Origin of the sequence: Clavibacter capsici, from assembly GCF_001280205.1 — a bacterium.
GTDB classification, from domain to species: Bacteria; Actinomycetota; Actinomycetes; order Actinomycetales; family Microbacteriaceae; genus Clavibacter; species Clavibacter capsici.
On the sequence record NZ_CP012573.1, the window covers coordinates 1,254,186 to 1,280,397 of the forward strand.

The 26,212-nt window shown below is 73.4% G+C and carries 26 protein-coding genes and 1 pseudogene; 14 read left to right on the plus strand and 13 right to left on the minus strand.

Going from position 1 to position 26,212, the window contains the following annotated elements; all coding sequences use genetic code 11:
- Positions 1-42: 42 nt before the first annotated feature.
- The 7 genes from AES38_RS05940 to AES38_RS05970 form a co-directional block, all read right to left on the minus strand.
- Positions 43-555: a DUF2017 family protein gene (locus tag AES38_RS05940; protein WP_053774195.1), complete on the minus strand. Its 513-nt coding sequence runs from the start codon at positions 553-555 to the stop codon at positions 43-45.
- The gene (clpS, locus tag AES38_RS05945) at positions 552-926 is read right to left on the minus strand and encodes an ATP-dependent Clp protease adapter ClpS (protein WP_053774196.1); all 375 of its coding nucleotides are present in this window, start codon (positions 924-926) and stop codon (positions 552-554) included. The genes AES38_RS05940 and clpS overlap by 4 nt, the downstream gene beginning before the upstream one ends.
- Before the next feature lie 88 nt (positions 927-1,014).
- A complete protein-coding gene (locus AES38_RS05950) occupies positions 1,015-1,713 on the minus strand; it encodes a response regulator transcription factor (RefSeq protein WP_053774197.1) in 699 nt (232 codons plus the stop codon).
- Positions 1,710-3,008: a sensor histidine kinase gene (locus tag AES38_RS05955; RefSeq protein WP_242430817.1), complete on the minus strand. Its 1,299-nt coding sequence runs from the start codon at positions 3,006-3,008 to the stop codon at positions 1,710-1,712. The genes AES38_RS05950 and AES38_RS05955 overlap by 4 nt, the downstream gene beginning before the upstream one ends.
- A 32-nt stretch (positions 3,009-3,040) precedes the next feature.
- Entirely contained in the window at positions 3,041-3,880 is an 840-nt protein-coding gene (locus tag AES38_RS05960) for an ABC-2 transporter permease family protein (protein ID WP_053774198.1), read from the minus strand.
- Positions 3,877-4,812 carry an ABC transporter ATP-binding protein gene (locus AES38_RS05965; RefSeq protein WP_053774199.1) on the minus strand — a complete coding sequence of 312 codons (936 nt, stop codon included), beginning with the start codon at positions 4,810-4,812 and terminating at the stop codon, positions 3,877-3,879. Before AES38_RS05965 ends, AES38_RS05960 begins: the two co-directional genes overlap by 4 nt.
- A gap of 129 nt (positions 4,813-4,941) precedes the next feature.
- Complete coding sequence (locus AES38_RS05970; protein WP_053774200.1) at positions 4,942-6,147, minus strand: aminotransferase class I/II-fold pyridoxal phosphate-dependent enzyme; 1,206 nt, start codon at positions 6,145-6,147, stop codon at positions 4,942-4,944.
- A gap of 238 nt (positions 6,148-6,385) precedes the next feature.
- On the opposite strand from AES38_RS05970, the gene AES38_RS05975 reads away from it, so the two are divergent.
- The 7 genes from AES38_RS05975 (at position 6,386) to AES38_RS06005 (ending at position 13,802) form a co-directional block, all read left to right on the plus strand.
- Positions 6,386-6,886 carry a hypothetical protein gene (locus AES38_RS05975; protein ID WP_244629245.1) on the plus strand — a complete coding sequence of 167 codons (501 nt, stop codon included), beginning with the start codon at positions 6,386-6,388 and terminating at the stop codon, positions 6,884-6,886.
- A gap of 413 nt (positions 6,887-7,299) precedes the next feature.
- Positions 7,300-7,779, plus strand: coding sequence for a PKD domain-containing protein (locus tag AES38_RS16285; RefSeq protein WP_244629246.1), 480 nt, complete (start codon positions 7,300-7,302; stop codon positions 7,777-7,779).
- A gap of 199 nt (positions 7,780-7,978) precedes the next feature.
- A complete protein-coding gene (locus tag AES38_RS05985) occupies positions 7,979-9,508 on the plus strand; it encodes a S1C family serine protease (RefSeq protein WP_053774203.1) in 1,530 nt (509 codons plus the stop codon).
- A gap of 149 nt (positions 9,509-9,657) precedes the next feature.
- Positions 9,658-10,731, plus strand: a complete 1,074-nt coding sequence (locus AES38_RS05990) for a glycosyltransferase family 2 protein (protein ID WP_053774204.1) — start codon at positions 9,658-9,660, stop codon at positions 10,729-10,731.
- Entirely contained in the window at positions 10,728-11,549 is an 822-nt protein-coding gene (locus AES38_RS05995; RefSeq protein WP_053774205.1) for a CDP-alcohol phosphatidyltransferase family protein, read from the plus strand. The genes AES38_RS05990 and AES38_RS05995 overlap by 4 nt, the downstream gene beginning before the upstream one ends.
- Positions 11,546-12,421, plus strand: coding sequence for a glycosyltransferase family 2 protein (locus AES38_RS06000; RefSeq protein ID WP_053774206.1), 876 nt, complete (start codon positions 11,546-11,548; stop codon positions 12,419-12,421). Before AES38_RS05995 ends, AES38_RS06000 begins: the two co-directional genes overlap by 4 nt.
- A 97-nt stretch (positions 12,422-12,518) precedes the next feature.
- Entirely contained in the window at positions 12,519-13,802 is a 1,284-nt protein-coding gene (locus tag AES38_RS06005; RefSeq protein WP_053774207.1) for a CDP-glycerol glycerophosphotransferase family protein, read from the plus strand.
- 30 nt (positions 13,803-13,832) lie between these two features.
- On the opposite strand, the gene AES38_RS06010 is transcribed toward AES38_RS06005, so the two are convergent.
- Entirely contained in the window at positions 13,833-14,582 is a 750-nt protein-coding gene (locus AES38_RS06010) for a hypothetical protein (RefSeq protein WP_053774208.1), read from the minus strand.
- Between the two features lie 153 nt (positions 14,583-14,735).
- Between AES38_RS06010 and AES38_RS06015 the strand changes: the two genes are divergently transcribed.
- A complete protein-coding gene (locus AES38_RS06015; RefSeq protein ID WP_043672823.1) occupies positions 14,736-15,059 on the plus strand; it encodes a helix-turn-helix domain-containing protein in 324 nt (107 codons plus the stop codon).
- Here AES38_RS06015 and AES38_RS06020 read toward each other — a convergent pair.
- From AES38_RS06020 to AES38_RS06035, 4 genes are all read right to left on the minus strand, one after another.
- Positions 15,049-15,360: a hypothetical protein gene (locus tag AES38_RS06020; protein ID WP_043672820.1), complete on the minus strand. Its 312-nt coding sequence runs from the start codon at positions 15,358-15,360 to the stop codon at positions 15,049-15,051. The genes AES38_RS06015 and AES38_RS06020 overlap by 11 nt on opposite strands.
- Before the next feature lie 76 nt (positions 15,361-15,436).
- A complete protein-coding gene (locus tag AES38_RS06025; protein WP_053774209.1) occupies positions 15,437-16,225 on the minus strand; it encodes an ABC transporter ATP-binding protein in 789 nt (262 codons plus the stop codon).
- Positions 16,225-17,022 (minus strand): ABC transporter permease, encoded by a 798-nt coding sequence (locus AES38_RS06030; protein ID WP_174775889.1) that lies wholly within the window; start codon positions 17,020-17,022, stop codon positions 16,225-16,227. The genes AES38_RS06025 and AES38_RS06030 overlap by 1 nt, the downstream gene beginning before the upstream one ends.
- A gap of 36 nt (positions 17,023-17,058) precedes the next feature.
- On the minus strand, positions 17,059-17,751 hold the full coding sequence (locus AES38_RS06035) for a phosphocholine cytidylyltransferase family protein (protein WP_053774211.1): 693 nt from the start codon (positions 17,749-17,751) through the stop codon (positions 17,059-17,061).
- A 291-nt stretch (positions 17,752-18,042) separates the two neighbouring features.
- Between AES38_RS06035 and AES38_RS16540 the strand changes: the two genes are divergently transcribed.
- The 3 genes from AES38_RS16540 (at position 18,043) to AES38_RS06050 (ending at position 21,624) form a co-directional block, all read left to right on the plus strand.
- Positions 18,043-19,728: an ATP-binding cassette domain-containing protein gene (locus AES38_RS16540; RefSeq protein WP_371259391.1), complete on the plus strand. Its 1,686-nt coding sequence runs from the start codon at positions 18,043-18,045 to the stop codon at positions 19,726-19,728.
- Positions 19,704-21,275 carry a hypothetical protein gene (locus AES38_RS06045; RefSeq protein WP_053774212.1) on the plus strand — a complete coding sequence of 524 codons (1,572 nt, stop codon included), beginning with the start codon at positions 19,704-19,706 and terminating at the stop codon, positions 21,273-21,275. The genes AES38_RS16540 and AES38_RS06045 overlap by 25 nt, the downstream gene beginning before the upstream one ends.
- Positions 21,276-21,336: 61 nt before the next feature.
- On the plus strand, positions 21,337-21,624 hold the full coding sequence (locus AES38_RS06050) for a DUF3039 domain-containing protein (RefSeq protein ID WP_043672805.1): 288 nt from the start codon (positions 21,337-21,339) through the stop codon (positions 21,622-21,624).
- Positions 21,625-21,649: 25 nt separating this feature from the next.
- On the opposite strand, the pseudogene AES38_RS06055 reads toward AES38_RS06050, so the two are convergent.
- Positions 21,650-22,920 (minus strand): annotated as a pseudogene (locus tag AES38_RS06055) (nicotinate phosphoribosyltransferase).
- Between the two features lie 136 nt (positions 22,921-23,056).
- On the opposite strand from AES38_RS06055, the gene AES38_RS06060 reads away from it, so the two are divergent.
- From AES38_RS06060 to rph, 3 genes are read left to right on the plus strand one after another with little or no spacing between them, the layout of a single operon-like run.
- The gene (locus AES38_RS06060; RefSeq protein ID WP_053774213.1) at positions 23,057-24,520 is read left to right on the plus strand and encodes a cryptochrome/photolyase family protein; all 1,464 of its coding nucleotides are present in this window, start codon (positions 23,057-23,059) and stop codon (positions 24,518-24,520) included.
- 58 nt (positions 24,521-24,578) lie between these two features.
- The gene (gene murI, locus AES38_RS06065) at positions 24,579-25,475 is read left to right on the plus strand and encodes a glutamate racemase (protein WP_053774214.1); all 897 of its coding nucleotides are present in this window, start codon (positions 24,579-24,581) and stop codon (positions 25,473-25,475) included.
- A complete protein-coding gene (gene rph, locus AES38_RS06070) occupies positions 25,472-26,209 on the plus strand; it encodes a ribonuclease PH (RefSeq protein WP_053774215.1) in 738 nt (245 codons plus the stop codon). Before murI ends, rph begins: the two co-directional genes overlap by 4 nt.
- The last annotated feature ends 3 nt before the right edge of the window (positions 26,210-26,212 follow it).

A 26,212-nucleotide genomic window follows, 5' to 3' on the forward strand; every position in this document is an offset into this window, starting at 1 on the left:
GCCCGGCCTGGAGGCGGTGCGCCGCGGGTGCGCGGCCGACGCTCAGCGGTCGACGGCCTCGATGAGCGAGCCCTGCGCGAAGGTCAGCCAGTCGTAGAGGCTCGCGCTCTCGCGCGGGGCGCGGTCGCGCCAGCCGTCGGCCTCGTCGATCCGCAGCGGCACCGAGATCGCGAGCCGGAGGTCGTTGAGGGTGCGGAGCCAGGCCTGCGCGCCCGGGGGATCCAGCACCACGAGCAGCCCGCGCCGCCCGGCCTGGCGGGCGTCGGCCTCCGCGAGGGTCGCCTCGACCGTGGTCGCGTTCGCGGCCTTCGCCTCGGTGAGGTCGGAGGCCGTGAAGCGCCGGAACTCCGCGGACGCCTCGGCGTCGTCCGGGTAGGCGTCGGGCAGCAGCCGCTCCGCGACGGGGGACGGCGCGGAGGACGCGGCGCCGTCGGTCGCGGTGCCCTCGTCGAGGATCCCGCGGAGCTCGCCGAGGAGCCCCCGGAGCATCTGCACCTCGTGCGGCTCGAGGTGCGCGGCGACCGTCCCGTCCGGCCGCGCGCGGAAGGCCCTCACGCGTCCACCCGCTCGAGGGTCGCCCAGAGCCCGTAGCCGTGCATGGCGAGGACGTGGCGCTCGATCTCCTCGCGGATCCCCGTGGCGACCACCGCCCGGCCGTCCTCGTGCACCCGGAGCATGAGCTCGTCGGCGCGCTCGCGCGTGAAGCCGAAGTAGCTGCGGAACACGTAGGAGACGTACGTCATGAGGTTCACGGGGTCGTTCCAGACCACGCAGCTCCACACCGGCGGCGTGGACGCGCGCTCCAGCAGGCTCGTGTCGGATCCGGTGCTCGTGCCGGCTCCGGGGTCGCCCGCGGGCGGGTCGGCCGCGCGACGCGCGTCGGGCATCGGTCGGGGGACGCGCGCGTCCCGGGCCTTCGTGGTCATCGCGCTCCCGACGTCTCGTCCCGGCGTCCGGCCGGCTCGTCCATCCTCTCCCGTGATGAGCGCCGCCGACGACCGCGATCCGCCCCCGTCACGCACCGGGCCGCACGAGCCCGCAGTCGTAGGCGAGGATCACGGCTTGCACCCGGTCCCGCACCTCGAGCTTCGCGAGGACCCGGCCCACGTGCGTCTTCACGGTGGACTCCGACAGGAACAGACGGCCCGCGATCTCCTGGTTGGTGAGCCCCTCGGCCAGCGCCGTGAGCACCTCCAGCTCGCGGGCGGTCAGCGGACGCAGGCGCGGGTCGGCGGCGCCGTCACCCGTGCCCGCCGCGCCGCCGGTCGCGGGCATCGCGGGGCCGAGCAGCTCGATCATGCGGCGCGTCACCCGGGGCGAGATGGCGGCGTCGCCGTCCGCCACCGCGCGGATCGCCTCCATCAGGTGCTCGGGTCGGGTGTCCTTCACGAGGAAGCCGCTCGCGCCGGCGCGGAGGCCCGCGAACGCGTACTCGTCGAGGTCGAACGTGGTGAGCACGATGACGCGCGTGGCCGGGTGCCTGGCGACGATCTCCGTGGTGGCCTCGATCCCGTCCATCCCGGGCATGCGCACGTCCATCAGGACGATGTCGGGCGCCAGCTCGCCGACGCGGGACACGGCGGCGCGTCCGTCCGCGGCCTCGCCGACCACCTCGATCCCGGGCTCGGCGTCGAGCACCATGCGGAAGCCCATGCGCACGAGCGCCTGGTCGTCCACGATGAGCACGCGGACGGGGGCGGGGCTGTCGGTCATCGGTCCTCCGGGGTGGGCGGTCGTCGGGTGTCGGGGGCGGGGGATCGCGGCGGGTCGCCGGGCCGCACGTCGTGGAGGCCGCTCGGCATCCGGGCGAGCACCCGCCAGCCGCCGGCGTCGCGGCGCCCGGCGGACGCGGTGCCGCCGTAGACGGCCATGCGCTCGGAGACGCCGACCAGCCCGCGGCCGCTCCCCGGGACGGGCGGCACGACGGGGCCGGTGACGTCGTCGTCGGTGACCTCGACCGTGATCTCGTCCGGCCGGTGGTCGACGCGCACGTCGACGCGGTCGGCGTTGGGGGCGTAGCGGAGCACGTTGGTGAGCGACTCCTGCACGACGCGGAAGACGGCGAGCTGGCGTCCCGGGTCGTCGGGCGGGGTGCCGGTGCTCGTGAACCGCACTGGCAGCCCGGTCGAGCGGAACGAGTCGACCAGGGCGGCGAGGTCGGCGTGGCCGGGCTGCGGGGCGCGGAGCGACGGGGCGTCGACGGCGCCGGGCTCCTCCGCGAGGACGCCGAGCATCCGCCGCATCTCCGAGAGGGACGTGCGGCCCGTGTCCGCCACCTCGCGCATCGCGTCGCGCGCGAGCTCCGGGCGGGCGAGGGCGCTCGCGCCGGCGCCGTCGGCGAGGGTGACCATGACGGTGATCCCGTGGGCCACGATGTCGTGGATCTCCCGCGCGATGCGGGTCCGCTCCGCCGCCGTCGCGAGGCGCGCCTGCTGGTCGCGCTCGCGGGCGAGCTGCACGGCGAGGTCCCGCAGCGCCTCCACGTACCGCTTGCGTCCGCCCACGTTCGTGCCGATGAGCGTCGCGATGAGCATGGGGATCAGGTTGATGATGAGCATCGACGCGGCCGAGAGCGCCAGCGGCCCGGTCCCGACGGTCAGGGGCACGATCACGCCGGAGAGCAGCGAGGCGCCGCCGAGCCCGATCCAGGCGCGCCGCGACGACCCGTGCACCGCCACCGCGTACAGCGCGAGCGGGATCGCGCCGCCGTCGAACGCGCCGGTGAGCGTCGCGCCCGCGGTGGCGCAGGCGGCGCTCACGGCGAGCACCGTCACGGGGCGGCTGCGGCGGAGCATCAGGGTCGCGCCCATGACGAGGGAGAGCACGACGAGCACGACCCCGGCCGCGGGGACGGAGGACCTGGTGCCGGAGGCGGCACCGGCGGCGATCGAGACCCACGTGTACAGGAAGGCGATGGTCCCGTCGACCAGCCGCGGGTGCCGTCCCATCCAGCCGCGGAACGCGCCGGGCGGGGTGGGCAGGCGGACGCCGTCGGGCGCGGCGTCCACCGCGCCCGACGGCGTCCTCCGGTCCGCGTCGATCAGGCGTCCCGCTTCCGTGCGAGCACCACGGCGGGGACGAGGATGACGACGACCCACCCGACCATGACCAGGAGCGCCTGCCAGAACTCGAGCTCGCCCGGAGCCCCGGTGCCCGTGCTGTAGAGCCGGTTGCCCGCGCTGAGCGGGAAGTACGGCTCGAGCTTCGCGACCCAGTCGAGCACGCCGCCGAGCAGCGAGCCGACGATCGGGACCACCAGGACGAGGCCGACGAGCGCGCCGATCCCGGCGGCGCCGTTGCGCAGCAGCAGCCCGAAGCCGAAGCCCATGAGCCCGATGAGGACCACGAAGAGCACGCCGCCGAGGGCCGCGAGGAGGAAGTCGCCGTCGAGCACGTCGACCTCGGCACCGGCCGACGCGAAGTACCCGCGGGCGATCAGGAGAGCGGCCGCCACCGCGACGGCGGTGACGACGAAGGTCACGAGCGTGTAGACGATCGCCTTGGCCGCGATGACGCCGAGACGGCGCGGCGCCGCGCTGAACGACGAGCGGATCATGCCGGTCGAGTACTCGCCGCTGATGACCAGCACGCCGAGCACGCCGGCGACGAGCATCGAGAGCGTCACCCCGCTGAGGCCCACCGACACGAGCAGGTCGGACGCGGGGGCGCCGGGGAGGGAGATCTGGGACCGCAGCTGGTCCACCACGAACGGCGTGAAGAGCGCCGAGAAGCCGGCGAGGAGGAGGAAGACGAGCGCGAAGCACCAGATGGTGGAGCGCAGCGTCCGGAGCTTGATCCACTCGGAGCGCATGAGGCGCGGGAGCGTGGGCCGGCCCGAGGTCACCGGTGCGGGTGCGTAGGGCGTGGTGGTGGCGGTCATCGTGCGATCTCCTGCTCGGCCGTGCCGACTGCGGCGCTGTGGTACTCGACGTCGCCCTGCGTGAGCGACAGGTAGGCGTCCTCGAGGGACGCGGTGACGGGCGTGAGCTCGTGCAGCGCGACGCCGGCGGAGAGCGCCGCGTCGCCGACCTGCGCGGCCGTGAGCCCGGTGATCTCGATGAGGTCGCGCTCGACGCTCGTCACCACGACGTCGGGTCGTGCCACGGCCTGCCCGAGGCGGTCGGCGTGGGGCGAGCGCACGCGGACGAGCCCGCTCGTGGCCCCGGCGACGACCGCCGCGACCGGCGCGTCGGCGAGCACGCGACCACGGCCGAGGACGATGAGGTGGTCGGCGGTCTGCGCCATCTCGCTCATGAGGTGGGAGGAGAGGAGCACGGTGCGGCCCTGGCCGGCGAGGTACCGCGTGATGTTGCGCACCCAGAGGACGCCCTCGGGGTCCAGCCCGTTGACGGGCTCGTCGAGGATCAGCGTGCGCGGATCCCCGAGGAGCGCCACGGCGATGCCGAGCCGCTGCCCCATGCCGAGGGAGAAGCCGCCGACGCGCTTCTTGGCGACCGGCTGGAGGCCCGTCATCTCGATGACCTCGTTCACGCGGGTGCGCGGGATGCCGTGCGTGGCGGCCATGGCGAGGAGGTGGTTGTAGGCGCTCCGACCCGTGTGCACGGCCTTCGCGTCGAGGAGCGCGCCGACCTCGTGGAGCGGTGCCCGGAGGTCGCGGTAGCGGTGGCCGTTGACGGTGACGGACCCCGACGTGGGGCTGTCGAGCCCGACGATCATCCGCATGGTCGTGGACTTGCCGGCGCCGTTCGGACCGAGGAATCCGGTCACCATGCCCGGCTGGACGGTGAAGCTCACGCCGTCCACGGCGGTCTTCGCGCCGTAGCGCTTGGTCAGGTTCTCAGCGACGATCATGCGCGCTGCCTCCTCAGGGTGGTTGCGCGGGCCCAGCGCCCGCGTGATCCACGTTAGGGGCGGGCTCCCGGGCGGGCGTCCCCCCTCCGGACCCGGCCTCGGCGCCGCCCGTGGTACCAGGGTGCCGGCTCAGGTGGTCCTGTCCGCGAGGGCGGCGAGGCGGGAGGCCGCCTCCTCGAGCACGTCGATCCGCTTGCAGAACGCGAACCGGACGAGGGATGCGTGCTCGACCGCGAGCGGCGGCCGGCAGAAGGCCGACAGCGGCACGCCCACGACCCCGACCAGGCCGGGCAGGCGCTGGCACAGGTCGCGGGCGTCGGCGAACCCCAGGGGTGCGGCGTCGGCCACGATGAAGTAGCCGGCTGCGGGCAGGTGGATCCGGAAGCCGGCCGCGGTCAGCCCGGCGGCGAGCACGTCGCGCTTGCGCCGGAGGTCCGCGGCGATGCCGTCGTACACCGCGTCGGGCAGCGCGAGGCCGGTGGCGATCGCGGGCTGGAACGGCGCGCCGTTCACGAAGGTGAGGAACTGCTTCACCGCGAGGATCGCCGTCACGAGCGGCGCAGGCGCCGTCAGCCAGCCGATCTTCCAGCCGGTCGTGCGGAAGGTCTTGCCGCCCGAGGAGATGGACACCGTCCGCTCCCGCGCCCCCGGGAGCGTGGCGACGGGGACGTGGGGCGCGTCGAACACCAGGTGCTCGTAGACCTCGTCGGTGACGATCACGGCGTCGTGGGCGATCGCGAGCTCCACGACGAGCTCGCGCACCTCACGGCTCAGCACGGTGCCGGTCGGGTTGTGCGGGTCGTTGAGGAGGATCACGCGGGTGCGGTCCGAGACAGCCCGCCGGAGGTCGTCCGGGTCGGGCTGGAAGCCGGGCGCCCGGAGCGGCACGGTGCGGTGGATCCCACGGGCGAGGGAGATGAGCGCGCCGTACGCGTCGTAGAACGGCTCCAGCGTCACGACCTCGTCGCCCTCCTCGACGAGCGCCAGCAGCGTCGCGGCGATCGCCTCGGTCGCGCCCGCCGTGACGAGGACCTCCGTGTCGGGATCCACCCCGAGGCCGTAGAAGCGCTCCTGGTGGACGGCGATCGCCTCGCGGAGCTCGGGCGTCCCGCGGCCCGGCGGGTACTGGTTCATCCCCGCGGAGATCGCGGCACGCGCTGCCTCGAGGACCTCGTGCGGCCCGTCCTCGTCCGGGAACCCCTGCCCGAGGTTGATCGCCCCGGTCGCCGCGGCCAGCGCGCTCATCTCCGCGAAGACCGTCGTGCCCGGCGCACCGTCCGGCCCCAGCAGCATGGCCCCGCGTGCCGCGCGCACCCATGCGCCGGGAATCGTCATGCGCCCATCATGGCGCGCCGCGGTCCCCGGCATCCCTCCCCATGTAGCCGAGCCGGTGGCGCGCGCTCGCCGTGTGGAGCGATGCCGTCCCCGCCGCCCCCGCCCCGTTACCTTGCCTGCACCCGCGACGCCCGGCCTCCACGCGCCGGCCTCCGCGCGGGATCCGAACGGCCCGGGGGAGACGACCTTGCACGAGCGACCGCGCGACCTGCCACTGCGACGACGAGGGGGAGCGGCGGTGGCCGGGCTCACGGTGGTGCTCGCCGGGTGTCTGCTGGCCGGATGCACGGCGTCGCCCCCTGCGGATCCCGAGCCGACCTCCACCCCGTCCCTCACGCAGGAGCAACAGGACGACCAGACGTTCGAGGGCCTGTTGTCTGGTTTCCTGGCCCTGCCATTCCAGGGTGAGTCGACGGAGGGGCTGCGCCCGTTCCTCACGGGAGACGCCCTCTCGGATGAAGAGCGCGAGGTCGTGCAATACCAATCCGCGCACGAGACGGTGGATGGGAAGGACACGTACTACGGCTTCCGTGTGACCGACCGGGGGGCCGGGTACATGGTCGCGCAGGTCTGCCTGGACATCAGCGGGACCCGAGTGCTCGATGCCCAGGGGAAGGACGTGACCCCTCAGAGGAGTCCCGCCGTCTCTCTGCAGCTCAAGGCCGTCGACATCGACGGGAACGGATCATGGCGCATCAGCGATCTGGTGCCGAACGACAAAGTCCACGCATGCGGGTGAGGGCGCCGCTCGGGCTCGCGGTCTCTTTCGCACTCGTGGTGCTGGTCGCTCCAGCGGTGCATGCGGATGACGGACGATGCGCTCGTCGCGGGCTGGGCAGCTCGTCGTGCGTGGGCGCGGAGATCGGGGCAGGCGGAGTCATCGTCCAAGGTTCGTCGAGCTCCCCGCCGAGCGGGTCACCGAATCAAGACGCGGCTCCCGTCGTCCCGCGGGACGCACGAGAGTCTCCGCCCGTGGTTGCCGACCCGGTGCCGCGGGGGCGGTCGGCGGCGGATGTGGACGTGTCGTGCTCGCCGGGTGAGCGGCTGTCGAGTGGGGGCATGTGCCGGGATGGGCAGCATGCGTTCCTGCCGCCGGCGACGTGGCCGGGAAAGCCCGCGGATCCGGCGCCCGCGGCGCCGACTGTTCCCGGGGTGACGCTCGCGGACGTGGCGCGGTTCGTGCCGAGGTCGGCGTCCATCCGGTCGCAGCCGAACGGGTGGGCGCTGGTCGGGGCGCCGGTGAACCTCCTCACGGACGCGTCGGCGCAGGTGGTCGACGGGACGCTGCTGGGTCGGCCGGCGCAGGTGCGGTTCGTGCCGGTGTCGTTCACCTGGAACTACGGGGATGGAACCATCAGCACGACGGACGGGCCGGGTGCGTCGTGGAAGCAGCTGGGGCAGCAGGACTTCACCACGACGGACACGAGCCACGTGTACCCGAGCATGGGCGACCGGCAGGTCACGCTCACGATCGCGTATGCGCCGAGCTACCGGTTCGACGGTGGCGGGTGGCAGCAGATCCCGGGCACGTTGCCGGTGCAGGTCGGACCGGTCACGATCCACGTGCTGCAGGGGTCCACGGTCCTGGTCGGGGGTGCGTGCGGCACACGGAACGCCGGCCCCGGATGCTGAGCCCGAGACGCGGGCCTCGAGGCGCGCGGGACTCCATGCGCACGCCGCGTACGCTCTACCCAGCATGCGAGTCGCGGAGGACGCGGCCCGATGTCCAGCGGTTCATCCGGCGGATGCTGGGCGGCCGGCTGTCAGGGCAGCCATAGAGAACGCACAGACTCGCCCGGAATGCTGGCAGCACCCGAGAGGAGCACCACCGATGACCGACAGAACCCCCGGAGCGGACGAGCACGAGGGCGGCCGCGACGTCGACGGCCGCGTCGACGGCTCGTCGTCCGAGCCGGCATCTCCCGCTCAGGCCTCCGGCGACGGAGCAGCCTGGCCCGCCCCGGCCGGCCCCGCAGCAGCAGCGCACCCCGCCCCGACCGGTGACGACCAGCGCGAAACCCTCGCCTACGGATCCGCTCCCATCGCGCCCTCCGGCCTCGCCCCGGAGACCGCCGCCGCGGCAACCACGGCAGGACCCTCTCCGGACGGCACCACCACGGCGCCTCCCCGCAAGAGGACGAACAAGGCGCTGCCGCTCGTCGCCATGCTCGCGGTCGGCGCGCTCATCGGCGGGGCGGCCGGCGGGCTCACCACCTGGGCCATCGCGCACGATGACGACTCCACCGAGTCCGTCAGCCAGTCGCCCGCGAACATCACGGTGAACGACCCGGACGACGCGACCCCCATCACGGCGGTCGCCGCGAAGGTGTCCGGTTCCGTGGTCACGATCGACGTCGCGGGCGCACAGGCCGGGGGAACCGGCTCCGGGGTCATCCTCTCGAGCGACGGCTACATCCTCACGAACACGCACGTCGTGACGCTCGACGGGCAGACCGGCGACGCGACCATCAAGGTCAAGACCGCGGACGGGGCCATGTACACGGCCAAGCTCATCGGCACGGATCCGGTCGTCGACCTCGCCGTCATCAAGCTCGACGACGCCAGCGGCCTCACCCCCATCGAGTTCGCGGACTCGTCGAAGCTCAACGTCGGCGACACCGCCATCGCCATCGGCGCTCCTCTCGGCCTGTCGGGCACGGTCACCGACGGCATCGTGAGCGCTCTCGACCGCAGCATCCAGGTCGCCTCGTCTGCCGCTCCGCAGACACCCGGCGACGGCAGCCAGAGCGACGAGACGCCGTTCAACTTCTGGCCCTTCGGCAACGAGGGCCAGGGCGGATCCCGTGGCCAGGGCGGACAGGGCGGCTCGGGTGCCCAGGGCCAGCCGGCGGCCACCATCAACCTCGCCGTCATCCAGACCGACGCGGCGATCAACCCCGGCAACTCCGGCGGCGCCCTGCTCGACGGCGACGGCAAGCTCATCGGCGTCAACGTCGCGATCGCGAACGCAGGTGGCACCAGCTCCACGTCCGGCAGCATCGGCGTCGGCTTCGCGATCCCGTCGAACCTCGCCAAGCGGGTCGGCAATGAGATCATCCAGGACGGCACGGCATCGCACGGCCTCCTCGGGGCGAGCGTGCGCGACGTCGCCAGCGGCGACTCGTCCACCCCGGTCGGCGGCGCGTTCATCGCCGAGGTGCAGAGCGGCGGCGCCGCGGCCTCGTCCGGCCTGAAGCAGGGTGACATCGTGACCGCGTTCGGGGGCATCCCGATCGGGAAGGCGAGCGACCTCACGGCGCAGGTGCGGGCTCTCGCCGGCGGCAGCGACGTCGAGCTCACCGTCCTCCGCGGCGGTCAGAAGCAGCAGATCGACGTGAAGCTCGGCACGCTGCAGCAGTAGGCGGGCACACGAGGAGGGGCGGATCGGCTGATGCCGGTCCGCCCCTCCTCGTGTCCGCGGGCGAGCCGCCGACGGGGAGGCTGGTAAACTCCTGCGAGGCTCGGCCCCCGACTGGCCCCGGCCGCACCTCCCTCAAGAGATCGGCTCAGATGGCGCACCACCCGCGACGCGACCCCGTCGCCGGCAGCACCGGCGGCCTCCCCGCCGTCTCGTACGTCATGCCGATCCTCAACGAGGCGGACCATGTGCGCGCCGCCGTCGGCAGCATGATGCGGCAGGACTACGCCGGCGAGATCGAGGTGGTCCTCGCCCTCGGCCCCAGCACCGACGGCACCACCGAGGTCGTGCGCGAGATGGCCCGCGAGGATCCGCGCATCACGAGCGTCGACAACCCCACGGGATCCACCCCCGGCGGCCTCAACGCCGCCATCCGGGCCACGCGCCACCCCATCGTCATCCGCGTCGACGCGCACTCCCTGCTCCCGCACGACTACACGCGCATCGCCGTCGAGACCCTCCAGGCGACCGGCGCCGACAACGTCGGCGGCCTCATGTCGGCCGAGGGGCGCACCCCGTTCGAGAAGGCGGTGGCGCGGGCCTACGGCGCGCGCGTCGGGCTCGGCGGGACCGCCCACCACGTGGGCGGCAAGGAGGGCCCGGCGGAGACCGCGTACCTCGGCGCGTTCCGGCGCGACCGCCTGGTCGAGGTCGGCCTCTTCGACGAGGGCGTGCGCCGCGGTCAGGACTGGGAGCTCAACCGCCGCCTCCGCCAGAGCGGCGGCCTCGTGTGGTTCACGCCGCGGATGAAGGTGACGTACCGCCCGCGCTCGACGTTCCGCTCGCTGGTCCGCCAGTTCTTCGCCACCGGCCTGTGGCGCGGAGAGCTCGCGCGGCGCTACACGCGGCAGAACTCCGTGCGCTACTTCGTCCCGCCCGTGGCCGTGGCCGGTGTCGCCGCCGGCCTCGTGCTGGGCATCGCGGGTCTCGTCGGACCCGCCATCGGCGTCCCGGCGCTGCGACGGCTCGTCGGCGCGTTCGTCGTCCCCGGCGTCTACGCCGGCTTCGTCCTGGTGAGCACCGTGACGGTCGCCTCGCGCGACGGTGCGGCCACGATGCTGCGCTTCGCCGCGGTGCTGCCGTCCATCCACTTCAGCTGGGGCACCGGCTTCGTGCTCGGCTTCCTCGAGCTCACCGACGACCTCGACGGGCACACGGGTCGATGAGCGGAGCAGCCGGTGCCGGCGATCGCGGCCTGCCCACCTCCATCGCCGAGCTCCGGCGCGTGACGCAGCCGCCCGAGGTGCGGCTCCGCGCCAACGCCGAGCACTGGACGGCGCACCTCTACCTGCGAGACCTCTCGCCGTACCTCACGTGGCTGCTGCTCCGCACGCGCATCAGCGCCAACGGCGTCACCGTGGTGATGATCCTCACGGGCTGGGCCGCCGCCGCGGCGCTGCTCATCCCCGGCATCGGCGGGGCGGCCCTCGCGCTGGTCCTCGGCCAGCTCCAGATGCTGGTGGACTGCTGCGACGGGGAGGTGGCGCGCTGGCGCCGCACGTCGTCGCCCGTCGGCCACTTCCTGGACGCCGTCGGGCACTACTCGACCGAGACGCTGATCGCGCTGGCGCTCGGGATCCGCGCGGCCGCCTACCCCTTCGAGGCGCCGGGCGACCTCCCCTGGACGACGCTCGCGTTCGCCCTGGCGCTCGTCATCGTCCTCAACAAGGCCCTCAACGACATGGTGCGGGTCGCCCGGGCATCGGCGGACCTGCCCAAGGCGCCGGTCGGCGCGAGCACGGTCGCGTCGCAGCACTCCCTCGTCGCGATCGCGCGAAGGGCGGTGCGGTTCCTCCCCTTCCACCGGATGTTCCACTCGGTCGAGCTCACCATCGTGGTCTTCGTCGTCTCGCTCGTGGGACTCGTGGCAGGGCAGCCCGTCACCGATCGGGTCCTGCTCGTCGCGCTCGTCCCGCTGGCCGTGCTCGCGCTCGTCGGGCACTTCGTGATGATCGTCACCTCCCGTCGGCTGACGTCCGCGTGACCGGGGACCTCCCGCGCGTCGGCGTGGTCGTCCTCAGCCAGGGCCGACGACCCGAGGGGCTGGCCGCGTCGCTGCGGTCGGTGCTCCGCCAGGAGGGCGTCGTGATCGACGCGGTCGTCGTCGGCAACGGCTGGGTGCCGGAAGGCCTCCCGGACGGCGTCCGCGGCGTGCACCTCCCCGAGAACCTCGGCATCCCCGCGGGTCGGAACGCCGGCGTGCCGCACGTCGGCGGCACGACGCTGTTCTTCCTCGACGACGACGAGACCGTCCCGAGCGCGACCTTCCTCGCCGACACCCTCGCGCTCATGCGGCGTCTCGGGGACGTCGCGCTCGTGCAGCCCCGCATCGTCGACCCGACGGGCGCCGCGACGCCGCGCCGCTGGATCCCGCGCATCCGCAAGGGCGATCCCGCGACGTCGAGCGCGGTCCTCTCCGTGCTCGAGGGCGCGGTCGTGGTCCGACGCGACGCCTTCGAGGCGGCCGGCGGCTGGGCGGGGGAGTTCTTCTACGCGCACGAGGGGATCGAGCTGGCCTGGCGGATCTGGGACCAGGGCCTGCACGCCTGGTACGCGGGTGACCTGGTGGCCCACCACCCCGCCGTCGCGCCCACCCGTCACGCGGAGTACCACCGGCTGAACGCGCGCAACCGCGTGTGGCTCGCCCGTCGGAACCTCCCGCTCGTCCTCGTCCCCCTCTACGTGGGGTCGTGGACGGCGGTGCAGCTGCTCCGCAGCGCCCGCGACCGGGACGGGCTCGGGACGTGGCTGCGCGGCTGGCGGGAGGGCTGGGCGACCTCGCCGGGGGAGCGCCGGCCCATGTCGTGGCGGACGGTCCTCCGCATGACGCGCGCGGGCAGGCCGCCCGTCATCTGATCGTGACCCGGTGTCGGCCGGTCACGATCCCACACCGTTCCGCGCCCCCGGCCGGGGCTCGCGCGGGAGCCCGCCGAGCTCTGGTTACGGTGGATGCATGGGTCTCCTGAACGACGCTCGCCTCGGCGTGCGCGCTGTCCGCTCCCTGGTCCAACAGCGGCGGGCACGTGGGTCCCTGCAACGCAAGCTGGCGCTCCGCGCGCCCTCGCCCCGCGGCGAGTACCGCATCGCCGTGTACTTCGCCGACTCGGCCGTGAACATGTACCAGATCCGCCAGTGGTACCGGCCGCTCGTCGAGCTCGCGAGGACCCACCCCGTCGTGATCCTCAGCCGGCACCCGGGCGGTGCCGACGCGCTCCTCGACGAGAGCCCGCTGCCGGTCGAGTACGTGCGCCGCGTCGCGGACCTCGAGCGGGTCATCGCGGAGCAGGACATCCGCATAGTCCTGTACGTCAACCAGAACACCCGCAACTTCCAGATGATGCGCTACGGGCGCCGCTGGCACGTCTTCGTCAACCACGGCGAGTCCGACAAGATGTACATGACGACCAACCAGTTCAAGGCGTACGACTACAGCCTCATCGCCGGCGACGCGGCGCGCGCGCGGCTGGGCAAGGTGCTCTGGGACTACGACCTCGATCGGCGGGCCATCCCCATCGGCCGTCCGCAGGCCGACCACTACGCCGGCGAGCTGCCGTACGCGCCCGACGACCGCACGGTGGTGCTCTACGCCCCCACGTGGGAGGGCGATCGGGCCGCGGCGGCCTATGGATCCATCGCCACGCACGGCGTGCCCCTCGTGCGGGACCTCGTCGCCACGGGACGGCACCGCGTCGTCTACCGGCCGCATCCCCGGTCCGGCGTCATCGATCCCGAGTACGCGCGCGCGAACCGCGAGATCGCGGCGATGCTCGAGCGGGCCAACGCGCAGGACCCGGCCGCGCAGCACGTCGTGGACCGCTCGCGCGAGCTCGCCTGGCAGCTGTCGGCCGCGGACCTCGCCATCGTCGACATCTCCGCGATGGTCTACGACCGCCTCGCTGCCGGCCGACCGCTGATGGTGACGCGGCCCGTGCGACCGGAGGCGGAGATCGACACCGACGGGTACCTCTCCGACTGCGAGTGGCTGACGGCGGAGGACGCGGGCGACATCGTCGCCCGCCTGGACGCCCTCCAGCACGACTCGGCGGCGGACCAGCGGCTCGCCGCGTGGGTGCGGCACTACTTCGGGGACACCGCCCCGGGCCGGTCGACGGAACGGTTTCACGCGGCGATCGAGCACCTCATGGGGGAGTGGGACCGGCACGCGGCGCTCCACGCCCGGGATGGCGCGAGCACACCGGGAGACGACCAGGTCGACGACGAGGACGAGGAGTCCTGAGGAGGCCGCCGCCCACGCACGGACGTGGCGTCAGCCCTTGGCGGCCTTCTTCTCCGCGACGCGGATGACGCGCGGCTTCCGCTCGGGCACTCCGAGCTCCGCCGGGAAGCCCGCGGGTGCCGGACCGAACGCCTGACGCGAGCTGGCCACGATCTTGTTCCCGAGCATCCGGTTGCCGGCGCCGCCGATGACGGCGCCGATGCCGAAGGGCACGGCGCGTCCGATGGCGCTCGCGCTCTGGTTCACCACGAAGCGCTTGATGAAGGCCCGCTTGATGCGGTCGGCGATGGGCCCGATGGCGAACGACGGCAGCCCCGACGTGATGGCGCGCCCCCAGTTGGCGTTGCGATCGACGGGCTGGCCCTGGAACTGCCCGGTGAACTGCTGGATGACCTGCGCGCCCGGGGCACCCAGCATCATCGTCATGACGAGCGCGCGGGCGCGCGCCGGATCCTCGACCGTGATGCCGTGGACCTCCGTGACGGACTGCGCGAACAGCGCGCTCGCCTCGAGGAAGCCGGCCGTCTCCACGCCCGTGAGGGCCAGGGAGACGCCCGTGCCCACGCCGGGGATGACCGCGCTGGCGCCCACGGCCGCGCCGCCCGCGGTGACGGCGGCGAGGAAGCGCTTCTCGAGGATCGCGATGATGCGGTCGGGCGACGCCTCCGGGTGACGCGCCCGGATCGACCGGATGTGGGCGAGGACGACAGGGCGTTGCACGGATAGGAGACGATCTATGCCGCTGGCCACGGTCGGGTCGAGCTCGGGAGCGTCCTTCATGCTCCGAGCCTACGCGGGGGCGCCTGCGGGCGACCTGCCGCGACGCCGACCGGATGTCCACGGTGACGCCGGCCTATCCCCTGAGGAGCGGGCACATGCGCATGGGGCGGCACCGCTCTGGTCATTCCTCCATGTGGCGGATAAGCATGTGCCATGGTCACCACCGTCTCCGACGCCGCAGCCGAATTCGGCTCCCGCGTGCGCGAGCAGCGCCAGCGCATCGGCATCAGCCAGGAGACGCTGGCGGAGCTCTCCGGCATCCACTGGACCGCCCTCGGCAAGATCGAGCGGGGCCAGCGCAACCCGAGCCTGCGGAACATCATCAAGATCGCCAGCGGGCTGGACGTGGACGCCGGGCTCCTCGTGACCGGCCTCACGGCGGACATGCTGCCGCAGGACGACGGCGAGTCGCCCGCCGAGCTCATCCGGCTCGAGCGCGAGCGCGACCGACGCGGCACCACGCCCGTCAGAAGCTGACGCGCCACAGGTACTCGCCGCCGTCGGGTCGGAACCAGCGGACGACCAGGACCGTGTCGAGCGCGAGGTCGTCCCCGCGGATCGTGGTGGAGAGGCGCTCGCCCGGTCGCACCGTGACGGGTGCGCGCGAGAGCATGGTGCCGGAGCCGAGCAGGTGCAGCGAGATGGCGTGCAGCACCTCGTCCCCGACGTTGACGAGGGCGAAGCGCGGACGCTCCAGCGTGCGGTCGAAGTGCCAGGGCACGCGGTAGGCGGGCTCGGGATCCGGGCGGACGGGCAGGGGCGGGACGGGTCGCAGCATGCGTGCACGGTAGGTGCGGCGTGCGACGTGCGGGGTCGCGGGCCTGTGGAAGGGCGGGGTTGGGGAGGAGGGGCGCTCAGCCGGCCGACGCTCCGGCCGCGGCCGGCGGGTTGTGGTCGGCGTTGTAGGCGTCCACGACGCGGTCGATGGGCCCGTCGAGGACGAGGGCGCCCTTGTCGAGGTAGAGGCCGCGCGTGCAGAAGCGGCGGAGGTCCCGCTCGTTGTGCGAGACGAAGAAGAGCGTGCGCCCCTCGTCCAGCATCTCCTCGATCCGGTGGTAGCACTTCTCCCGGAACGCCTTGTCGCCCACCGCGAGCACCTCGTCCACGAGGAGGACCGGCTCGTCGAGCCGCGAGATGACGGCGAACGCGATGCGCACCTTCATGCCGCTGGAGAGGTGCTTGTAGGGGGTGTCGACGAAGTCGGGGATCTCGGCGAAGGCGATGATCTCGTCGAACTGGGCGTCGATCTCGGCCTTCGCCATGCCGTGCAGCCCCGCGGTGAGGTAGATGTTGTCGCGGACGGTCAGGTCGCTGACGAACCCGCCGGTGATCTCGATGAGCGGCGCGACGCCCGCGTGCACGCCGATGGAACCCTCGTCCGCGATGAGGACCTCGGCGACGAGCTTGAGGAGCGTCGACTTGCCCTGGCCGTTGCGGCCCACGACGCCGATCGCCTCGCCGGCGCGCACCTCGAAGGACACGTGGCGGAGCGCCCAGAACTCGCCGGGTCGGGCCCGCCGCGCGGATCCCGCGAAGAGGTCCTTGAAGCTCCGTCGGGCCTTGCGGTTGCGGCGGAAGCGGATGCCGGCGTCCTGCACCGTGATCACCGGACGCGCGGACGGCTGCGGTTGCGAGGCGCCCATCAGATCTCCTTCAGCACGGCGGGCAGGGAGCGCCGGAAGACGAGCGCGCCGACGAGGAGCAGGGCGGCCGAGATCGCGGCGCTCATCGCCACGGCGTACCCGTCCAGCTCGGCGGGGAAGAACGCCGAGCGGTAGAGGCCGAAGACGCCGGTGAGCGGGTTCAGCGCCGCCCACGGGTGGAGCTCCGCGGGGAGGTCGCGCGACGAGTAGACGATGGGGGAGGCGTAGAAGAGGAAGCGGAGCACGAGCTTCACGGCGCGCTCGAGGTCGCGGAAGAACACGACGAGCGGCGAGATGATCAGCCCGATCCCGAGCAGGAGCGCCGCCTGGATCAGCACGGCGAGCGGGAAGAGCAGCACGTGGACGTCGAGCCGGGCGCCCGCGACGATCGCGAAGACGGCGAGGACGGGGAGGCTCGCGAGGAACTCGAAGCCCTTGGCGAGCACGAGGCGGAGGACCCAGATGGTGCGCGGGATCCGCGTCGAGCGCACGAGCTTGGCCTGCGAGCTGAATGCCTTCGTGAAGTCGCTGGTCGCACCGGTGAACCACATCCAGGGCAGGAGCGCCGCCAGCAGGAACACGATGTACGGCTCCTCGCCGACGCTGCGGGAGAAGACGACGGTGAAGACGAACCAGTAGATGCCCGACATGACGAGCGGGTCGAGGATCGACCAGAACCACCCGAGCGCGCTCGTCGAGTAGCGGACCTTCAGGTCGCGCGTGGTGAGGAGCCAGAGCGAGCGGCGATAGCGGGCCGCCGGGGTGCGGGAGGCACGACCGGGAGCGGCATCGGGCACGGCGGGGATCCTCTGCGTCAGCATCCCCGAGGCGGTCTAGACGAAGAGGTTGGCCCTCTCGAGGTCCTCCGCGAAGTCGACCTCGACCGCGTACAGGTCGGAGATGTCTACCGGTTCGACGAGCAGGGAGTCCTGCTCGATCGCCAACTCTATTCCACGCTCGAAGTAGTCCTGGTCGGCGACGCGGGCGAGCTGGCGGATGAGGACGGGCTTGTCGGCCTTCGAGACGTAGTTGATGCCGACCGCCTCGCCGAGGCCGCCCTTCACCGTCTTGGACAGCTCGCGGATGTAGCCCTCGGGGCTGGTCGTGTACTTGACCTCCTCGTCGGAGACGCGGGAGGTGTTGACCGTGACGAACGACTGGTCGCGCGCGATCATCGCCGCCGCGCGGCGGAGGATCATCGGGTCGAAGACCACGTCGCCGTTCATCCAGAGGACGCCGCCGGAGCCGGAGGCGCGGAGGGCGCGGAGCAGGCTCTTCGACGTGTTCGTCTGGTCGTACTGCTCGTTGTAGATGTAGTCGGCGTCCGGGAAGGCGTCGATGATGTGATCGAGCTTGTACCCGACGACGATGCTCACCTTGGCGTCGTCGCCGAGGCCGAAGCGGATGTTGTCGAACTGCTGGGCCATGATCGTGCGGCCGTCGCTGAGCTCGGTGAGGGGCTTGGGGAGGCTGCGTCCGAGACGGCTGCCCATGCCTGCCGCCAGGATGACTACCTGCGTGGTCATGTGTTCTCCGTTCGATGCGGGTGCCGAGTGCGACCGGGACCCTCGGACGTCGAGGGTTCGCCGGGACTTCACCCGCGGGTTTCCTGTTCGACACGCCGTCATGCCTCCTCCATCGTAGGCCGCGGGCGAGGAAATGGGCGGGATCCGGGGCCTCGTCGTGTCCCATTCGTGATGTGGGGGCGCGTGCGGATGGCGTCGACGGACCCCGCTCGTGACCGCGCGCGGTCCGGTGCGGCGCCGTGTCGAGGAGGGCCGGGCGGGCGCGCAGGACGCCCTTGCTAACGTGGGCCCGTGACCGACGCCCCCGACGAGACGACCCTCCCCGACGCCACGTCCGACACCGGTGCGCACCCGCAGGACGGCGCGTCGACCGGTGGGTCGACGCCCGACGACGGGGCGGTCGACGCCGCCGCGGACAGCCCCGCCGCCGTCCCGCGCCCGCCGCGTCCGGGCCAGCGCGTGCCCCGCCGTGCGACGGCGCCGTCGCCCCGCACCGCGCCCGCCGTGGTCGTGGCACCGACCCCGCCACGGGTGAGGTCGACGCCGCTCGTGGCGACGTCCTCGCGATCCGCCGATGCCGGGGACGCCGAGGAGTCGGGGACCGGGAGCGCGTCGCCTCCCGCTCGTGCTCCCCGCGTCCGACGCCGGACGCGGGTGCAGCGCCCCGCAGGCGGCACCGACCTCGCGGCCGGCCCCGCCGGCGAGGAGCACGGGGCGAGCCCGGACGCCGCGCCCGAGGCCGCCGCGGACGGGACCGCTGGCACGGCGGATGCGCACGCGGATGTCGTCGCGCCGGAGCCGACCGCCGAGTCCCCGGCGCCGGAGCAGGACGCCGTGGACGACGTACGGGACCTGCTCGCGGACGCGGACGCCGCCCTCGAAGCGGATCCTGTCGAGCGGGAGGGCGTCGGGACGGCCGACGACGACTCCCCGGAACCGCAGGACGCATCCTTCGGGGCCTCAGAGCCGGGTGGCGACGAGATCGTCGAGGCGACCGGCGTGGACGCCGAGGCCGACGTCGAAGCCGCAGCCGAACCGGAGACCGAGACCGAGTCCGAGCCGGAGACCGAGGTCGAGCCCGAGCCCGCCCGCGCCGTGACCGTCCGCACGGACAGCCTCACGTCGCCGCGCTCCACCCGACCGGGGCTCGCGGGCGTGGGGGAGACGGCGCTCACGCCGTCCGTCCGGGGGGAGCGCGCGGCCGCCCCGGACCTCGGGGACGACGTCCTCGTGATCGAGGGGCTCACCAAGCGCTTCGACGAGAAGGTCGCGGTGGACGACGTCGCGCTCACGGTGCGCGCGGGATCCTTCTACGGCATCGTCGGCCCGAACGGCGCGGGCAAGACCACCACCATGTCCATGGTCACCGGGCTGCTGCGGCCGGATGCGGGGACCGTGACGGTCAACGGCATCGACGTCTGGCGCGACCCGCTCACCGCGAAGCGCAGCATCGGCGTCCTCCCCGACCGCCTCCGGCTCTTCGACCGCCTCACGGGCGCGCAGCTGCTGCACTACTCCGGTGCGCTCCGGGGCCTCGACGACGCGGAGATCCGCAGCCGCGCGGCCGACCTCGTCCAGGCCTTCGGGCTGGAGGACGCCGTCGGCCGCCTCGTCACCGACTACTCGGCGGGCATGACGAAGAAGGTCGCGCTCGCCTGCGCCATGATCCACTCGCCGCGGATGCTCGTGCTCGACGAGCCGTTCGAGTCGGTCGACCCGGTGTCGGCGGCGAACGTGGTCGAGATCCTGCAGGACTACGTGGCGCACGGCGGCACCGTCGTGCTCTCGAGCCACGGCATGGACTTCATCCAGCGCATCTGCGACCACGTCGCGATCATCGTCAACGGCCGCGTGCTCGCCTCGGGCACCATGGACGAGGTCCGCGCGGGCCGCTCGCTCGAGGAGCGCTTCGTCGCGCTCGCCGGCGGTCGCCGCACGGCGGAGGGGTTCTCGTGGTTGCACTCGTTCTCCGACTGAGGCTCGCCCTCCTCGCCAACGCGTTCCGTCGCAGCCCCTGGCAGGTCCTCGGACTCGTGGCCGCGGGCGTCTACGGGATCCTCGTGACGGTCCTGGCCGTCGGCGCGCTCGCGGGGCTCCGCGACGCGGACCCGACGGCGGCGCGGGACCTCGTCGTGGCCGGGGGAGCCCTCGTGGTCCTCGGCGCGCTCGTGGTGCCGCTCGTGCTCGGGTCGGACGACGCCATGGATCCCCGCCGCTTCGCGCCCTACGGCATCGAGCCCCGGCGCCTCGCGCTCGCGCTCGCGGTCGCCGCGCTCGTCAGCGTGCCGGGCGTCATCCTCGCCGTCGTCGCGCTGACCACCGTCGTCACCTGGGCCCGGGATCCGATCACGGCCCTCGTCGCCGTCATCGGGGCCCTGGCAGCCGTCGTCACCTGCGTCCTCGTCGCCCGCATCAGCACCGTCCTCGCCTCGGTGCTCCTCAGCACGCGGCGGGCGCGCGAGGCGACGGGACTCGCCGCGGGCCTCGTGGCCGTGCTCCTCGTGCCCGCCGTCGTCGCGCTGGCGCAGGCCGACCTCCTCGACGACGGGCTCCGCCCCGCGCGCGGGCTCCTGGGCGTCCTCGCGTGGACGCCGGTGGGCGCGGCGTGGGCTGCCCCGGCGGCGGCCGTCGCGGGCGACGCCAGCGGCGCGCTCGGCATGCTGCTCGTGGCCGTCGCCTCGGCCGCGCTGCTGGCGCTCGTCTGGATCCGCCTCGTGCCCTGGGCGCTCACCGCGCCCGACCGCATGGGCGGCGGCCGCGCCCAGACCGGCCTCGGCTGGTTCGGCCGGTTCGGCGCGTCGCCCGCGGGGGCGGTGGCCGCGCGCAGCGTCACCTACTGGATCCGCGACCCCCGCTACCGGGCCACCCTCGTGCTCATCCCGGTGCTCCCGCTCGTGCTGCTCGTCCCGCTCGTGATCGTGGACGTCGACGCGCACGTGCTCGCCCTCGTGCCGCTGCCCGTCATGGCCCTGTTCCTCGGCTGGAGCGTCCACAACGACACCGCGCACGACCACACGGCGGTGTGGCTGCACGTGGTGTCCGGGATCCGCGGCGTCTCCGACCGCGTCGGGCGCATCGTGCCCGTGCTCGCGATCGGCGTGCCGCTCGTCGCGATCGGCGCGCCGCTCAGCGCGCTCGGCTTCGGCGACGCGTCGGTGCTGCCGTCGATGGTGGGTGTCAGCGGCGGCGTCCTGCTCGCGGGCGTCGGGCTCGCGTCCTTCTTCTCGGCGCGCTTCCCGTACCCGGCGTCACGGCCGGGGGACAGCCCCTTCCACGCGCCGCAGACCGTGGGCGCGGGCGGATCCACCGTGCCGACGCTCACCTTCATCGCGACGGTCGTGCTCGCGCTGCCGTCCGCCTGGCTCGGGTGGATGGGCCTCGTGCACGGCGGCGCGTACCCGGTGTGGTCGCTCGTCGTGGGCCTCGGGATCGGCGCGCTCGCGCTCGTCGGCGGTCTCGTCGGCGGAGGCCGCGTGTTCGAGCGCCGCGGCCCCGAGCTTCTCGCGTTCGCCCAGCGGCACTGACCCGGCGGCCTCGGTCGTCCGCGCCGTGGGTTCCCCCGCGCGGGAAAAGTAGACTGGGCGCATGGTCATCCTCAGCATCGAACAGGCCCCGGGAAGCCCCGCCCAGGGCGGCGGCACCGACACCCTCGACCGCGAGCTCGAGGAGCTCCTCGAGCAGGAGACGATCGAGCCCGGGGATCACGAGCGCTTCTCGCACTACGTGAAGAAGGACAAGATCCTCGAGTCCGCGATCAGCGGCAAGCCCGTCAAGGCGCTCTGCGGGAAGAAGTGGCTGCCCGGCCGCGACCCCGAGAAGTTCCCCGTCTGCCCCGACTGCAAGCGGATCTACGAGGGCATGAAGCCCGAGTAGCCCGGCCGCCTCGCGGGGCGCCTCGTCAGGCTGCCGGGCCCTCGGCGGTCGGGATGGCGGCGTCGCCCGCGCGAAGGCGGAAGGCCTGCGCCGGCAGGTCGCGCACGACGCGGGCGTGGTGCGCGCGTGCCGCGGCGGTGCCCTCGGGACCGAGCCAGCGCGGATCCGGCTCGCCGCCCTCGACCAGCGTGACGACGAGGTCGCGATCGCCGGGGAGCGGCTCCGGGTGCGGGCCGACCGTCACGAGCTCCGAGGTCGCGGTGCCCTGCGCGTCGTGCCGGCGCAGCGCGCCCTTGAGCCCGCCGCGGCTCTGCTTGCCCGTCGACCGCTTGGCGACCGGCACCCACTCGCCGGCGCCCCCCGCGGGCGGTGCGCGACGAGCTTGAAGACCATGCCGGCCGCGGGAGCGCCGGAGCCCGTGACGAGCGAGGTCCCGACGCCGTAGGAGTCCACCGGCGACGCCGCGAGCCCCGCGATGCCGTGCTCGTCCAGGTCGTTGGTGACGGTGATCCGCGTGCCCGTGGCGCCGAGCGCGTCGAGCTGCGCGCGCACCTCGCCGACGAGCACGGGCAGGTCGCCCGAGTCGAGGCGGACCGCGCCGAGCCCCGTCCCGGCGACCCGGACGGCGGTCTCGACGCCCTGCCGCACGTCGTACGTGTCGACGAGGAGGGTCGTGCCGGCGCCGAGCGCGTCGACCTGCGCGCGGAACGCCTGCTCCTCGGTGTCGTGCAGGAGCGTGAAGGAGTGCGCGGCCGTGCCCATCGTCGGGACGCCCCAGGTGCGACCGGCCTCGAGGTTCGAGGTGGCGCTGAAGCCCGCGATGAAGGCGGCGCGGGCGGCGGCGACGGCCGAGCGCTCGCCCGTGCGGCGGGATCCCATCTCGGCGAGGGGACGGCCGCCGGCGACCTGCACCATGCGCGCGGCGGCGCTCGCGACCGCGGAGTCGTAGTTGAGGACGCTGAGCACGAGGGTCTCGAGGATCACGCCGTCGGCGAAGGGCGCCTCGACCGTGAGGAGCGGCGACCCGGGGAAGTACACCTCGCCCTCCCGGTAGCCCGTGATGCGGCCGCGGAAGCGGTAGTCGGCGAGCCAGGCCAGCGCCTCCTCGCCCACGACGCGCTCGGACCGGAGGTACTCGAGCTCCGCGTCGCCGAAGCGGAAGTCGCGGATCAGCTCGAGGAGGCGTCCGGTGCCGGCGACGACGCCGAAGCGGCGGCCGCTCGGCAGCCGGCGCGCGAAGCACTCGAACACGCACTCGCGGTCGTGGGTGCCGGCCTTCAGCGCTGCGTCGAGCATCGTGAGCTCGTACCGGTCGGTGAGGAGGGAGGTCGCCTGGTGCACGGCCTCAGCCTAGGGCGGTGCCTCGGCGCCGGACCGATCCGCCGGGCGCACGACCCGCGCCGATGACGGTGGTCCGGCCTAGGTTCGTGCCATGCAGCGCACGCGATGGATCCTCGCCGACCAGCTGGGCGACCACTTCGACGACGGCGGGCCCGTGCTGCTCGTCGAGTCGCGCGGCCTCCTCGCGCGGCGCCCGTACCACCGGGCCAAGGCGCACCTCATCCTCTCGGGCATCCGGCACCGGGCCCGTGCGCTGGGGGACCGCGTCGAGTTCCACCAGGTGGACCACTACCGCGACGTCGTGCAGCACCGGCGCGACCTCCAGGTCGTCGACCCCACCTCGCGCGGGCTCCGGCGGCTCGTGGCCGAGATCGAGGCGGAGGTGCTGCCGAGCCGCGGCTTCGTCACGAGCGAGCAGGAGTTCGCCGAGTGGATGGCGGGCCGCACGTCCGACCGCCTCGTCATGGAGGACTTCTACCGGTGGTCCCGCGCCCGCACCGGGATCCTCATGGACGGCGACGACCCGGTCGGCGGCCGCTGGAACTACGACCACGACAACCGCGAGCGCCCGCCGAAGGGCGCCGCGAGCCTCGGCCTGCCGGAGCCGTGGTGGCCCGAGGAGGACGACATCGACGCCGAGGTGCGCGCGGACCTCGACGAGTGGGAGCGGAAGGGCCTCGTGCGGTTCGTCGGAGAGGACGGGCCGCGGCGCTTCGCCGTGACGCCGGAGGAGGGCCGCCTCGCGCTCGACGACTTCGTCGCCAGCCGCCTCAACGACTTCGGCCCGTTCGAGGACGCGTCCCTCCGCGGCGACTGGACCATGGCCCACTCGCTGCTGAGCGCCACCATGAACATGGGCGTGCTGGATCCCGCGGACGTCATCGAGCGCATCGTCGCCGAGCACGCGGAGGGGCGGGCGCCCATCCAGAGCGTCGAGGGCATCGTGCGGCAGATCATGGGCTGGCGCGACTACGTCTGGCACCTCTACTGGGCGTTCGAGGACGACTACACGACGCAGAACCGGCTCGACGCGCACCGGGGTGTCCCCACCGCGCTGCGGGAGCTCGACGCATCGGGCATCGAGGCGGCGTGCCTCTCCCACGTGGTCGACAAGGTGCGCACCCACGGGTGGGCGCACCACATCGAGCGGCTGATGATCCTCGGCAACCTCGCCCTCCAGCGCGGCTACGACCCGGCCGCCATGAACGACTGGTTCATCGACTCCTTCGTCGACGGCACGCCGTGGGTCATGCCCGCGAACGTCGTCGGCATGGCGCTGCACGCGGACGGCGGGCGCATGGCCACCAAGCCCTACGCCGGCGGCGGCGCCTACATCGACCGCATGTCGGACCACTGCGGGGGCTGCCCGTTCGACCCGAAGGTGCGCGTGGGGCCGACGGCATGCCCCTACACGGCGGGGTACTGGTGGTTCCTCGATCGCAACCAGGAGCGGCTGCGCGGCAACGCCCGCATGAACCAGCCGCTGGCGGGGCTCCGCCGCCTCAAGGACCTCCCGGAGCTCGTCGCGCAGGAGGACGCCAGGCGGTCGCTGTGACCTCCGGTCGCGCGGCCGCGGAGGCCGACGTCGCCGGGCCCGCCGGTAGGCTGACGGGATGAGCGACGCGCCGATCGGGATCTTCGACTCCGGCGTCGGCGGCCTCACGGTGGCCCGTGCGGTGGCCACGCTCCTGCCGCGCGAGTCGATCATCTACATCGGCGACACCGCGCACACGCCCTACGGCGACAAGGCCATGGCGGACGTCCGCCGGTACGCGCTCGCGGTCCTCGACGACCTGGTCGAGCGCGGGGTGAAGATGCTCGTCATCGCCTGCAACACCGCGTCGGCGGCCATGCTGCGCGACGCCCGCGAGCGCTACGACATCCCGGTGGTCGAGGTGATCCAGCCCGCCGTGCGCACGGCCGTGAGCGTCACCCGCAACCACCGCGTCGGCGTCATCGCCACGCACGCCACCGTCACGAGCCGCGCCTACGACGACGCGTTCGCCGCCGCCCCGCACCTCGCGCTGTCCTCCGCCGAGGCCCCGCGCTTCGTGGGGTTCGTGGAGCGCGGCGAGACCTCGGGACCGGAGCTCATGGCCGCCGCCGAGGGGTACCTCGCGCCGCTGCGTGACGCGGGGATCGACACGCTCGTGCTCGGCTGCACGCACTACCCGTTCCTCGAGGGCGCCATCTCGCTCATCATGGGCCCGGACGTCACCCTCGTGTCCAGCGACATCGAGACCGCGAAGGACGTCTACCGGGAGCTCGTGTCCGCGGGCCTCGAGCGCCGCTCCGACGCGCCTCCCGTCATCCGCTACGAGGCGACCGGCGGCAGCGCGTCCGACTTCGAGGCGCTCGCCCGGCGCATGCTCGGCACCGGCGTCACGAACGTCGAGCTCGTCGAGACCGGCGCCATCCAGCTTCCCCGCCCGCCCCGTCCGGATGCGGCCACGCACCCGGCCGACGGCGGCACCCCGCCCACCCCCGACACGAGCCGAGGCAGCACATGACCGACGACACCCCCCGCCACGACGGCCGCGCCGCCGACCAGCTGCGCGAGATCACCATCGAGCGGAACTGGAGCGAGCAGGCCGAGGGATCCGCCCTCATCTCCTTCGGGCGCACCCGCGTCCTCTGCACGGCGTCCTTCACCAACCGCGTACCCCGCTGGAAGGCGGGCAGCGGCCAGGGCTGGGTCACGGCCGAGTACGCAATGCTGCCGCGCGCCACGAACGAGCGCATGGACCGTGAGGCCGTCAAGGGCAAGGTCGGCGGACGCACGCACGAGATCTCGCGCCTCATCGGCCGCAGCCTCCGCGCCGTCGTCGACATGAAGGCGCTCGGCGAGAACACCGTCGTCATCGACTGCGACGTGCTCCAGGCCGACGGCGGCACGCGCACGGCGGCGATCACGGGCGCCTACGTCGCGCTGGCTGACGCGCTCGAGTGGGGCCGCGAGCGGAAGTTCATCGCCCAGCGCGCGACGCCCCTGAAGGACAGCGTCGCCGCGGTCTCCGTCGGGATCGTCGACGGGAAGCCCCTGCTCGACCTCGCCTACGTCGAGGACGTCCGCGCCGAGACCGACATGAACGTCGTCATGACGGGCAGCGGTTCCTTCGTCGAGGTCCAGGGCACCGCCGAGGGCGCGCCCTTCGACCGTGCCGAGCTCGACGCGCTCCTCGACCTCGCTCTCGGCGGCGGCACCACGCTCACCGCCCTGCAGGCGCAGGCGCTCGGCCGCTGAGGA

What these genes read in the sequence shown, in the direction of transcription:
- AES38_RS05995 (WP_053774205.1), top strand. Translation starts at nt 10,728, where the DNA reads ATGAGCGGAGCAGCCGGTGCCGGCGATCGCGGCCTGCCCACCTCCATC.
- AES38_RS05970 (WP_053774200.1), bottom strand. Translation starts at nt 6,147, where the DNA reads ATGACGATTCCCGGCGCATGGGTGCGCGCGGCACGCGGGGCCATGCTG.
- murI (WP_053774214.1), top strand. Translation starts at nt 24,579, where the DNA reads ATGAGCGACGCGCCGATCGGGATCTTCGACTCCGGCGTCGGCGGCCTC.
- AES38_RS06015 (WP_043672823.1), top strand. Translation starts at nt 14,736, where the DNA reads ATGGTCACCACCGTCTCCGACGCCGCAGCCGAATTCGGCTCCCGCGTG.
- clpS (WP_053774196.1), bottom strand. Translation starts at nt 926, where the DNA reads ATGACCACGAAGGCCCGGGACGCGCGCGTCCCCCGACCGATGCCCGAC.
- AES38_RS05990 (WP_053774204.1), top strand. Translation starts at nt 9,658, where the DNA reads ATGGCGCACCACCCGCGACGCGACCCCGTCGCCGGCAGCACCGGCGGC.
- rph (WP_053774215.1), top strand. Translation starts at nt 25,472, where the DNA reads ATGACCGACGACACCCCCCGCCACGACGGCCGCGCCGCCGACCAGCTG.
- AES38_RS06035 (WP_053774211.1), bottom strand. Translation starts at nt 17,751, where the DNA reads ATGACCACGCAGGTAGTCATCCTGGCGGCAGGCATGGGCAGCCGTCTC.
- AES38_RS05965 (WP_053774199.1), bottom strand. Translation starts at nt 4,812, where the DNA reads ATGATCGTCGCTGAGAACCTGACCAAGCGCTACGGCGCGAAGACCGCC.
- AES38_RS06060 (WP_053774213.1), top strand. Translation starts at nt 23,057, where the DNA reads ATGCAGCGCACGCGATGGATCCTCGCCGACCAGCTGGGCGACCACTTC.
- AES38_RS06020 (WP_043672820.1), bottom strand. Translation starts at nt 15,360, where the DNA reads ATGCTGCGACCCGTCCCGCCCCTGCCCGTCCGCCCGGATCCCGAGCCC.
- AES38_RS06005 (WP_053774207.1), top strand. Translation starts at nt 12,519, where the DNA reads ATGGGTCTCCTGAACGACGCTCGCCTCGGCGTGCGCGCTGTCCGCTCC.
- AES38_RS06010 (WP_053774208.1), bottom strand. Translation starts at nt 14,582, where the DNA reads ATGAAGGACGCTCCCGAGCTCGACCCGACCGTGGCCAGCGGCATAGAT.
- AES38_RS06025 (WP_053774209.1), bottom strand. Translation starts at nt 16,225, where the DNA reads ATGGGCGCCTCGCAACCGCAGCCGTCCGCGCGTCCGGTGATCACGGTG.
- AES38_RS05950 (WP_053774197.1), bottom strand. Translation starts at nt 1,713, where the DNA reads ATGACCGACAGCCCCGCCCCCGTCCGCGTGCTCATCGTGGACGACCAG.
- AES38_RS06050 (WP_043672805.1), top strand. Translation starts at nt 21,337, where the DNA reads ATGGTCATCCTCAGCATCGAACAGGCCCCGGGAAGCCCCGCCCAGGGC.
- AES38_RS05960 (WP_053774198.1), bottom strand. Translation starts at nt 3,880, where the DNA reads ATGACCGCCACCACCACGCCCTACGCACCCGCACCGGTGACCTCGGGC.
- AES38_RS05985 (WP_053774203.1), top strand. Translation starts at nt 7,979, where the DNA reads ATGACCGACAGAACCCCCGGAGCGGACGAGCACGAGGGCGGCCGCGAC.